General features: G+C 44.8%; 10 protein-coding genes. 7 read left to right on the forward strand and 3 right to left on the reverse strand.

Annotated elements, in window-relative coordinates; all coding sequences use genetic code 11:
- From ACX5KA_RS07590 to ACX5KA_RS07605, 4 genes are all read left to right on the forward strand, one after another.
- Positions 1-845, forward strand: an 845-nt coding sequence (locus ACX5KA_RS07590; RefSeq protein ID WP_458730801.1) for a YeiH family protein, incomplete at its 5' end; no start/stop codon positions are given.
- Positions 846-1,004: 159 nt separating this feature from the next.
- Positions 1,005-2,087 carry a methyl-accepting chemotaxis protein gene (locus tag ACX5KA_RS07595; RefSeq protein ID WP_458730802.1) on the forward strand — a complete coding sequence of 361 codons (1,083 nt, stop codon included), beginning with the start codon at positions 1,005-1,007 and terminating at the stop codon, positions 2,085-2,087.
- Positions 2,088-2,175: 88 nt separating this feature from the next.
- Positions 2,176-3,681, forward strand: a complete 1,506-nt coding sequence (locus tag ACX5KA_RS07600) for a sensor histidine kinase (RefSeq protein ID WP_458730803.1) — start codon at positions 2,176-2,178, stop codon at positions 3,679-3,681.
- Positions 3,682-3,837: 156 nt separating this feature from the next.
- On the forward strand, positions 3,838-5,421 hold the full coding sequence (locus tag ACX5KA_RS07605; protein WP_458730804.1) for a methyl-accepting chemotaxis protein: 1,584 nt from the start codon (positions 3,838-3,840) through the stop codon (positions 5,419-5,421).
- Positions 5,422-5,541: 120 nt separating this feature from the next.
- Here the strand turns inward: ACX5KA_RS07605 and ACX5KA_RS07610 are convergent, their stop codons facing one another.
- The 3 genes from ACX5KA_RS07610 to ACX5KA_RS07620 form a co-directional block, all read right to left on the reverse strand.
- Positions 5,542-6,858, reverse strand: coding sequence for an ABC transporter permease (locus ACX5KA_RS07610; protein WP_458730805.1), 1,317 nt, complete (start codon positions 6,856-6,858; stop codon positions 5,542-5,544).
- Positions 6,858-7,661 carry an ABC transporter ATP-binding protein gene (locus ACX5KA_RS07615; RefSeq protein WP_458730806.1) on the reverse strand — a complete coding sequence of 268 codons (804 nt, stop codon included), beginning with the start codon at positions 7,659-7,661 and terminating at the stop codon, positions 6,858-6,860. Before ACX5KA_RS07615 ends, ACX5KA_RS07610 begins: the two co-directional genes overlap by 1 nt.
- A 222-nt stretch (positions 7,662-7,883) precedes the next feature.
- A complete protein-coding gene (locus ACX5KA_RS07620) occupies positions 7,884-8,171 on the reverse strand; it encodes a YebG family protein (RefSeq protein WP_014951121.1) in 288 nt (95 codons plus the stop codon).
- Between the two features lie 246 nt (positions 8,172-8,417).
- On the opposite strand from ACX5KA_RS07620, the gene rpsF reads away from it, so the two are divergent.
- From rpsF to rplI, 3 genes are read left to right on the forward strand one after another with little or no spacing between them, the layout of a single operon-like run.
- Positions 8,418-8,819, forward strand: coding sequence for a 30S ribosomal protein S6 (rpsF, locus tag ACX5KA_RS07625; RefSeq protein ID WP_014951120.1), 402 nt, complete (start codon positions 8,418-8,420; stop codon positions 8,817-8,819).
- An 11-nt stretch (positions 8,820-8,830) separates the two neighbouring features.
- Positions 8,831-9,058: a 30S ribosomal protein S18 gene (gene rpsR, locus ACX5KA_RS07630; protein ID WP_012519954.1), complete on the forward strand. Its 228-nt coding sequence runs from the start codon at positions 8,831-8,833 to the stop codon at positions 9,056-9,058.
- Positions 9,059-9,084: 26 nt separating this feature from the next.
- The gene (rplI, locus tag ACX5KA_RS07635) at positions 9,085-9,537 is read left to right on the forward strand and encodes a 50S ribosomal protein L9 (RefSeq protein WP_012519953.1); all 453 of its coding nucleotides are present in this window, start codon (positions 9,085-9,087) and stop codon (positions 9,535-9,537) included.
- The last annotated feature ends 63 nt before the right edge of the window (positions 9,538-9,600 follow it).

Raw genomic sequence — 9,600 nt, forward strand, 5'->3', positions numbered from 1 at the left:
GGATGAGGCGCAAGCCTCACCCTACTCGATGTGCCAGTACTTTATTGCGTACCGGTGTTGTACTCCTTGGTTTAAGACTCGCACTTGATGATTTAACCGCACTGGGCTGGGATACGCTGGGCTTATTGTGCATTGCCATTTTATCGACCATCTTGCTTGGTATTGGTCTCGCTAGAATTTTGGGGTTAAAAGGGCAACTAGGGGCCTTAACAGGAGGCGCAGTTGCTATCTGTGGCGCGTCCGCTGCATTGGCTATATCTACCATTCTACCCAAAGGCCAGCACCATGAGCGAGATACACTAGTTACCGTTATTGGCGTTACTGCTATGTCTACAATCGCAATGGTACTTTATCCTATTATCGCTGTTCAGCTAAACCTGTCAGACAGTGAAGCTGGCATATTTCTAGGTGGCACTATTCATGATGTTGCGCAAGTTGTAGGGGCAGGCTACTCGATTTCTCAGGAAGTAGGCGACATGGCAACGCTAACGAAACTTGTTAGGGTAGCCATGCTAGTTCCAGTAGTTATGATTATGGTGTTAGTCGTAGCAAAAACCTTATCTGTTGGTATCAAAAGCCGTCGAACAAACAGTCCTAAGATACCACTCTTCTTAGTCGGCTTCGTGATGATGATGCTACTGAACAGTTTCTTTGTTTTACCTGAAAGCGTTGTAGAGATGGGGAGTCAAATCTCACGCTTTTTCCTCATCGTCTCCATAGCCGCGATTGGAATGAAATCAAACTTGGGTCAACTCATCAATGTTGGTGTGCGACCAATAATTATGATTTTCGCAGAAACCCTATGGTTAGCACTCATCATTTTAGGATACTTACATTTTTCGTAACGTTAGATAAGAAACTGGACGCGGCGTTTTAAATGTATCGAATTTAGAAAATCTGCCGATACTCATAGCATAACGCTACTTCAGACTAATAGTTAATGAGTCTAAATATCTGTTAATCTGAATAAAATAACTCTATAAAAAATAAATCGGTAACCACAAATGTTTGTATCTCGCAGTAAATACGAAGAAAAAGAAGCGCTAGTACGTAAACTCGAAGCAAGAGTGCGAGAAGCCTTAGACAAAATTGATGTTTTAGAGGCAGAAAATACGGAACTCGTTAACGCCATCGAGGCAGCAAAAGGCCAGCACGCATCGTCAAACAACTCCGTCGTTATGAAATGTATTGTGGACGCTATGCGCCAGTTAGAAGGTATACGCGAAACAGTATTAGCTACTTATCAGCGCATTGATGCAGAGAATCAGTCGCTGGCGAATATTAATGAGTTGTTTAGTGACTCAGCCACAACGTTACGCAAAATTGTTACCGACATGAGTGGGCTCAACCTTCAAATGGGCAGTATGAGCGAACGTATTTCGGGACTATCGACAACAGCAGATAACATTAATAAATTTGTTACCACTATTACGAGTATTTCCGACCAGACCAACTTGCTCGCGCTAAACGCCGCGATTGAAGCGGCTCGAGCGGGCGATGCAGGACGAGGGTTTAGTGTTGTTGCTGATGAAGTACGTGCACTGGCAACAGAAACCAATAAATCTGCAACAGAAGTTTCAGAGTTGGTTAATGGCATTATTCAATCAACATCCAAAGCGGTATCGGGAGTGAATGAGCTGCGTGGAAATAACGAACAGCTTGAGACAGGCATTAATCAACTTAATGATAGCTATGAAGTCATGGTGAAGCACTGTGACAGCATGAAATCCACTATTAGTGAAGGCGCCATTGCTACATTTATCCAAACAGTAAAGCTGGATCATGTAGTGTGGAAAGCAGAAGTATATGCGGTGCTATGTGGTTATAGTAACAAATCGGTGGCGGACTTTGGCGATCATAAAAATTGTCGCCTAGGGCAATGGTATAGTGATAATGCTAATAAAGCGATAGGCCAAACTACGGCATTCAGAGAGATTGAAGCGCCGCATGCAAGAGTACATAGCAGCGGAATAGCCGCGGTGGTAGCTAAACAAAATGGCGACAACGCTGAAGCTGATGCTAAGCTTATAGAAATGGAACAAGCCAGTGAGAGAGTAATAACACTCCTTGATAGGCTAGTTAGCTAGCGGCCGCAGAACTCTATGGTTCGATAGGCCCTATTGAGACGCATGGCGCTCTGAGATTTTATCGGCGATTTAAATGGAGGGCTTCTTGGTGAGTGAAACATCGTATTCCACCGAACACGAGCGTATTCTTGCGCTGGAAGCCCGCGTTAACTCGTTAGAGCGACAACTTAAGCGTCAAAAAATTGCGCGTAAAAACGCAGAATCTTTCTTAGAAACCTATTCTCAAGATGCTTATCTAGCAAACCAAGCGCTTAGAAAAGCACTAAATGATTCAAAGCAGCGGGAGCGAGAGCTGCTCTACCTCAACCGAACTGCATCGCAGCTTTCCAATGCCCAGCCTGGTAAAAGTTTTATATTTTCTGCCCTAGAATCGGCGGTGGAATTTAGTAATGCCCATTGTGGAAAAGCGTTCATTGTGAAAAATGACGAGCTCATAGTGGGTGATGATAGCCAAGTACTTACTTATGACGAGGGGTGGTGTAGCTCTCCGGAACTTGCTGAATTTATTAAAATTGAAACACCACTCTTCTTAAGGGACAGCTATTCCCATTGGTGTGTTAATGCAGTTCAGCGACCCGACACTCAAAAAGAAGCGCGCTTACTTCACTTCATGCATGAAATGGCTGACGGCGAATACGCCTGGCTAGTGTTGCTTACCAAAGATGACAACCTAGAAGAAGAAACGCTTTATGTTTTGGATACAACTAAGCATTACTTAGACATAACATCACGCTACGAAAGTAAAACGACGGAACTTAACAGTCGAAAAATTGAATTAAAGACGGTTAAAAAAGACAGGGACTTTTTAGAAGAGAGGTTGGTCAGCGCAGACAAAATGGCGATGTTGGGCCAACTTGCGGCGGGCATAGCCCATGAAATTAATAACCCAATTGGGTATGTTCGAAGTAATACCGTTGTCGCTAAAGAAATCTTTAATGACTATCAACATGCGTTAGATGAAATAGGGCTACTGTGTCGTACCGCTGGTGGGGAGATTGAAGCGCAATTCGAAGCGCTGGAGAAGCGTTTTTCTCTGCGAGAAAGTGCAAGCGAGATTTTAGAAATGTTCAACGAATCTCATGAGGGCATTGAACGCATTATTGAGATAGTAAAAGCGTTGCGAAGTTTTTCGTATCCAGGCTCAGGAAAGCACACGCAAATAAGCGCTGTAGAAGCTATGAATACGGTTATCAAGCTAACGAACAACCTGCACAGGTACAAAAACAAAGTTAATTTAGAAGTACCGGATAAAGACGTTTATTTCCTTGGTAACGCAGGGCAAATTCAGCAGGTATTGGTTAATTTCGTAACCAACGCTATCTATGCTACCCCAGAAGGAAAGTCTATCACCCTAAAAGTACAAAAAGATGAAAAGAACGCCATGCTTATCGTAGAAGACGAAGGTATCGGTATGTCGAAAGAAACACTGGATAGAATATTCACGCCCTTCTTTACAACTAAGCCTCCTGGTGAAGGAACAGGGTTAGGCATGTCTATTTCCATGACCATTGTCGAAGAACACAACGGAAAAATAAATATCACCAGTGAAGAGGGTAAAGGAACAAGCGTTACCGTTTTGCTACCTCTAGCCTAAAGTATAAAGCGCTTCCCTAAATAGCTGATAGATTATAGAATTTCGTTAATCTTTGCTTCCTGCTAGACAGAATTATTTTATGTTCTAGTCTTAGGAGATAAGCAACATCTTATACGATTATCGGATGGTTGCTTTGCTACATGGAGAAAGCACCGAATGAGAAACAATCAGCCAGTTACCCAAAAAGAATATAAGTTTCCAGCACATCATCGCCTGATATCTTCGACCGATAAGCGCGGTGTTATCCAGCATTGCAATAGCGAATTTGTAGAAGCAAGTGGCTTTAGTCGCGAAGAGCTCATCGGCAAAAACCACAATATTATCCGTCATCCAGACATGCCTGCGCCGGTATTTAAAGAAATGTGGCGTACCTTGGAATCTGGTCAAAGTTGGCTAGGATTGGTGAAAAATAGAAGGAAAAATGGTGACCACTATTGGGTGTCGGCATTCGTAACGCCTGTGTACGAGGGAAAAACCGTTGTCGGCTATGAATCCGTTCGCGTTCCAGCGTTGAATGATGAAATAACGCGTGCTTCCGGTGTTTATGCAAGAATGCAGCAAGGAAAGTCAGCGGTATCACCGATGTCGCGCTTAGCTCAAAACCTAATGCATCTGGCGCCTACGTTGCTGATAAGTGCTGTCTTAGTAATAGCTCTTGCATTTACCCACGGCGCCGCTGCGGCTGGTATTGCGCTAGCAGGGGCAATTATTTTAATGATTGCTCAAGAAGCCAAGACAAGAAAAGACTGGGGCGCGCTGCTCTCTCTTAGCCCAGAAAGCTACGCTAATGAAACGGTGGCACAAACCTACTTCCCAGACCCGTCCCATATCAGCCAAGCCAAGCTTGTCCTAGGGTGTGAGCTTGCCAGAAACCGTACGGCGTTAACTCGAATTAAAGATGCATCAGCGGGGCTCGAATCAATAGCTAACACCACGCATCAACAAGCGGAAAGCACCAGTTCGGCGGTTGTACAGCAAAATCAAGCTACACAGCAAATAGCGTCTGCGGTCACGCAAATGAGTCAGGCTATTCAAGAAGTCGCTGAGCGGGTTGAGGGTAATGCCAAAAGCGCAAAAACTGCAGCAGCTAACGTAGAAACAGGAAACCGTAAAGCTGAAGAAGCCATGCAGGCGATTGTTGCGTTGCGCGAGGCGGTAGAGTCTATATCTACCACAGTGACAGAGTTGGCTCAGTCAACCAGCGATATTGGCGAAGCGGCCAATATCATCTCGACCATTGCTGAGCAAACTAACCTGTTAGCGCTTAACGCCGCGATCGAGGCAGCAAGAGCAGGTGAACAAGGAAGAGGTTTTGCGGTTGTAGCTGATGAGGTGCGTACGTTAGCTTCGAAAACTCGCGAATCGACCGATAAAATTCACAACATCATTAATGAATTGGCTGAGCGTTCTGACCGCGCTGTAAGGGTATCGACGGAAGGGCTAGCTTCAGCAGAGCACGGCAGCGCTATAGTAGAAGAAACTCGAGGTGCATTGTTTGAAATTAACAATGCAGTGAAAGGTATCGCTGATGCCACAGTAGAGATGTCTTCAGCGGTAGAAGAACAAAGCACAGTGGCTGAGCATATTAACCAGCAGTTAGTAGAGGTTGCTGACGGCGCGTCTGAAACCCAGCGTTCATCTGAAGCATCGCTTGCAGCAAGTCACGATTTGCGCGCAACGGTTAATCAGGTCCACGAACTAATATTGCGTTTCAGTACAGATAAGCGAGTGGGAGAGTAATACTCTCTCCAGCTCTCTTAAGCTTACTCCACTAAAAGGCCTATTGCCTATTGGCGTAAAGATGTGGCGCTAAATAAAAGCCTACAAAACTCGAAACAACGTTGTAGGCATAGGTATTTATTAATTCGCATTAAGCCCTGCATGTAGACCGCGTCTGTAGGCCGCCACAGCGGGGAACAGCGATACCAAATATGTGCACCCCAGTATCAGTAAAATGATAATAATACTGCTTTGACCAAACAGCGGGCTGCTTAAAAACAACCCATAGGTACTGCTTAACCAAGGCTTTAGTGCGCTCATAAGCCCAGCAACCAAGCCTAAACTCAGTGCGGCACTTACAATCGTAAGCAGCATCGCTTCAATCTGTATGAGTAGCAGTAAGGTAAACGGTCCTGCGCCTATAGTTCGTAAAACCGCGATTTCTTGATAACGTTCTCGCATCGTGGCCAGCAGCATAGTCGCAAGCCCAATTAGCGCGCAGATGACGATAAGACCGGAAAGGCCAAGCAAAAGCGATTCTACATTTCCCATAATTTGCCAAAGTTCTGCGAGTGCCATCCCGGGTAGAATTGCCATTAGCGGCTCTTGTTTACTTTGATTAATTTGATACTGAAGCTGCAGTGCCGTTACCCGATGTTTTAGCCCCAGCATCACTACGGATACTGACTCAGGCGTAAACGCTTCGCTATTGTAAGCTGCACGTTCTTTTGTATGCTCGTCATGCTCATGCTCATGCTCATGCTCATGCTCTTTCGCCTTGTCAGCAGGTTTACGGCCTAAAATTGAGGTGGGCGAATGTTTAGACCCTGTGTGGGCTTCTTCAAGTCCCTGTAGGGTAACGTATACGGCTTTATCTACGGGCGTACCGGTTTTCTTAACTATGCCCGAGATAGTGAAAGGGTGATCGTCATGGTTGTTGAACGATACGCTACCCAGACCATGGGAAATAATAATCTTATCCCCTACCTTGTACCTCAATGATTTGGCGATGTCTGCGCCAACAACGGTAGACAGTGGCTGCGTAAATGCCGAGCCTGCTGCCATTTCAAGTGACTGCATATCACCGTATTTAAAGTGGTCGAAAAAGCTGTTGGTTGTACCTACTACTCTAAAACCTCTGTGAGTATCGCCTAAAGATAGCGGGATAAGCCACAATACCTGTTTGTTAGATTGAAGCGCCGCAATACTTTTATATTCAATACCTTTGGTGGGAGTGCCTATATTAAACACTGACGACAGGAGTAAATTAAGCTGTCCACTTGGTGCGCCAACAATAAGATCAACACCAGACACGGTGCGCGTAAAACTGGTTTTCACTTGACTGCGAATAATGTCCACGCACAACAGTAAACTAATGCTGATGGTAATGCTTAAAAGTGTGAGGATTGCCGTTGTTTTCCTGCGCTTTAAGCTTTCAATAGCAATGGTACTTAGCATTACGCACGCTCCTGTGCTTTTGGGGCCTCATCGCCTCGCGTTTTTATGTGGTTTGTACTTGGGCTTAATTCACTCATGCTGCAGTGGCGGTCAAAATAACTCTCCATGGCTTTATCGTGACTCACGAAAATCATGGTGCTTTCACCTGCAACGTCTTTTAGCAGCGACATAAAACTATCTCTGGCATCGGTATCTAGGGCAGAGGTAGGTTCATCGACAATTAATAATTGTGGGTCGTTAATCAGTGCTCTTGCAATGGCAACGCGCTGCTGCTGACCAATACTCAATGCGTCAGCTTTCGCATGCAGCACGTGAGAAGGCAGCTGTAGCTTGTCCAGTAAATGACGAAGCTTTGCGTCTTCTGTTTTTTTACTAGGTTTAGTACCCGCAAAGTACACCGCCGCATTAATGTTCTGTGCCACAGAAAGGTAGGGAATAAGATTAAATTGTTGAAAAACAACGCCGATATTGCGTGCTCTAAACTTGTCCCGCTGTCGGTTAGATAACGAGGAAAAAGGCTGTTCGAGTAAAGCGATGTCGCCTCGAGTAGGGGTCAACGTACCACATAGCAAATTTAGCAATGTGCTTTTGCCACTCCCCGAAGGCCCTGAAAGAAAAACGTGTTCACCTTGCGAAACCTGCCACGCTTTAATATCAATGACGGGCGCACTTTTTTTGGTGTACGAAAACTGTAAATTGCTAACTTCAATCGCTGTGTTGCGCTCTTCAGTCACTGCGCTGCGGCCTTCAACTACTGCATTGCGCTGGGGTTGAGTGCTATTGTTTTTATTGATGGTATTCACGCTAAGCCCGACCTGTATTTACGTCTTATGTTCACATTAGCAAAAGCGACACGTCTGTTCACCCTGTTAAAAACCAGAGAAAACACATTGCCGCGTTGAGGTAATGTTATCAAATAACATTTTTTCGTATAGCTATGCTATCAGATCTCATCAGCCTAAAGCGGCAATTGCTCTTATTAATTGCTCATCATAACGACGCAAAAGAGAGGCGCGCCTAAATTATCAGCCGTTAGCTTGTAGCTTTACCACTTCTGCGCTTTCATCTTCTAATACGCTTTCTGCGGTAGCGCCTTTGAAAATCTTACTGATTTTATCTTTGTTTTTAGACAGCATGATGGTGAGCTCTTCCACTACGCTATCGTCTAGCTTGATGCCCTTCGCATGAATGTAGTCAGCAAGGTTATCTGCTGCATCGAGCATTTTGTCATACTGATCGGCTTCTTTTTTGTCGGTAGTTACCAATTTTTCTACCCCTTTGTGCGTAACAACATACTGTGTGGTAATGGCCATGGTAGGTCCCCTGTTTATTAAAGACACAAAAACTGTACAGTATTTTACTGTATAAATAAACAGTATTTTAGTTAAATGTCTGAGCGTAGTGTTTGGGGAAAGGACAAATGATTGTTCTTAAGGTGATTAATGCTTGTGCAATTAGTAACTGCTGCGTATAATGCGCGCCCTTACAGCCATCCCAATTCGTTCCTTGTCTCCATACAGTCGGCTGTACTGTCGAGGCTACAACCGTAAGGAGCTATAATGCGTCATTACGAAATCGTATTTATGGTTCACCCTGATCAGAGTGAACAAGTACCTGGTATGATCGAGCGTTATACCACAATCCTAAAGCAAGACGGTGGTCAGATTCATCGTTTAGAAGATTGGGGTCGTCGTCAACTGGCTTACCCAATTGAAAAGCTGCACAAAGCCCACTACGTACTAATCAATGCTGAAGCGTCTGCAGAAGCTGTTGATGAATTGGAAAATGCTTTCCGTTTCAACGACGTGATCCTACGTAACATGGTTATGCGCACTAAGACTGCTGTGACTGAGCCTTCTCCAATGATGAAAGAAGAGCCTCGTCGTGAGCGTCGTGACGATTCTGCTCCTCGCCAAGATCGCGCGGAAAAGAAAACTGAAACCACTGAAGACAACGCTTAAGGAGATCACCCATGGCTCGTTTTTTCAGACGTCGTAAGTTCTGCCGTTTCACTGCAGAAGGTGTGACTGAGATTGATTACAAAGATATCGCTACTCTTAAGAACTACATCACTGAGAGCGGTAAAATTGTCCCTAGCCGTATTACTGGTACAAGCGCAAAATATCAGCGTCAGCTGTCCTCTGCGATCAAGCGCGCACGTTTCCTTGCGTTGCTTCCGTACACTGATTCACACAAGTAATTTGGCGAATATAAGGGTTAGCTAAGATGAATATCATCCTACTAGATAAAATCGCCAACCTTGGCGGCCTGGGCGACCAAGTGACTGTTAAGTCTGGTTACGCTCGTAACTTCCTTTTCCCACAGGGTAAAGCGGTTCCTGCAACTAAAGACAACGTTGAAAAGTTCGAAGCACGCCGTGCTGAACTTGAAGCGAAAATTGCTGAGCAACTAGCTGCTGCTAACGCACGCGCTGAAAAAGTTGCTGAGCTTGCTGAAGTTACAATCGCAGCTCCTGCTGGTGACGAAGGTAAACTATTTGGCTCTGTTGGTACTCGTGACATCGCTGATGCAATCACTGCAGCTGGCGTTGAAGTACAAAAAGCAGAAGTTAAACTACCTACTGGTACTCTTCGTGAGACTGGTGAGTATGACATCGACTTACAACTTCACTCTGACGTTATCACTTCAATCAAAGTGATCATCATTGCTGAAGCGTAATCGCTGACGTATTTGAAAAAAGCCGCTCTTAGAGCTAATGCCGATCAGTTAAGAATTTAATGA

It is taken from the genome of Alteromonas alvinellae (assembly GCF_902705805.1).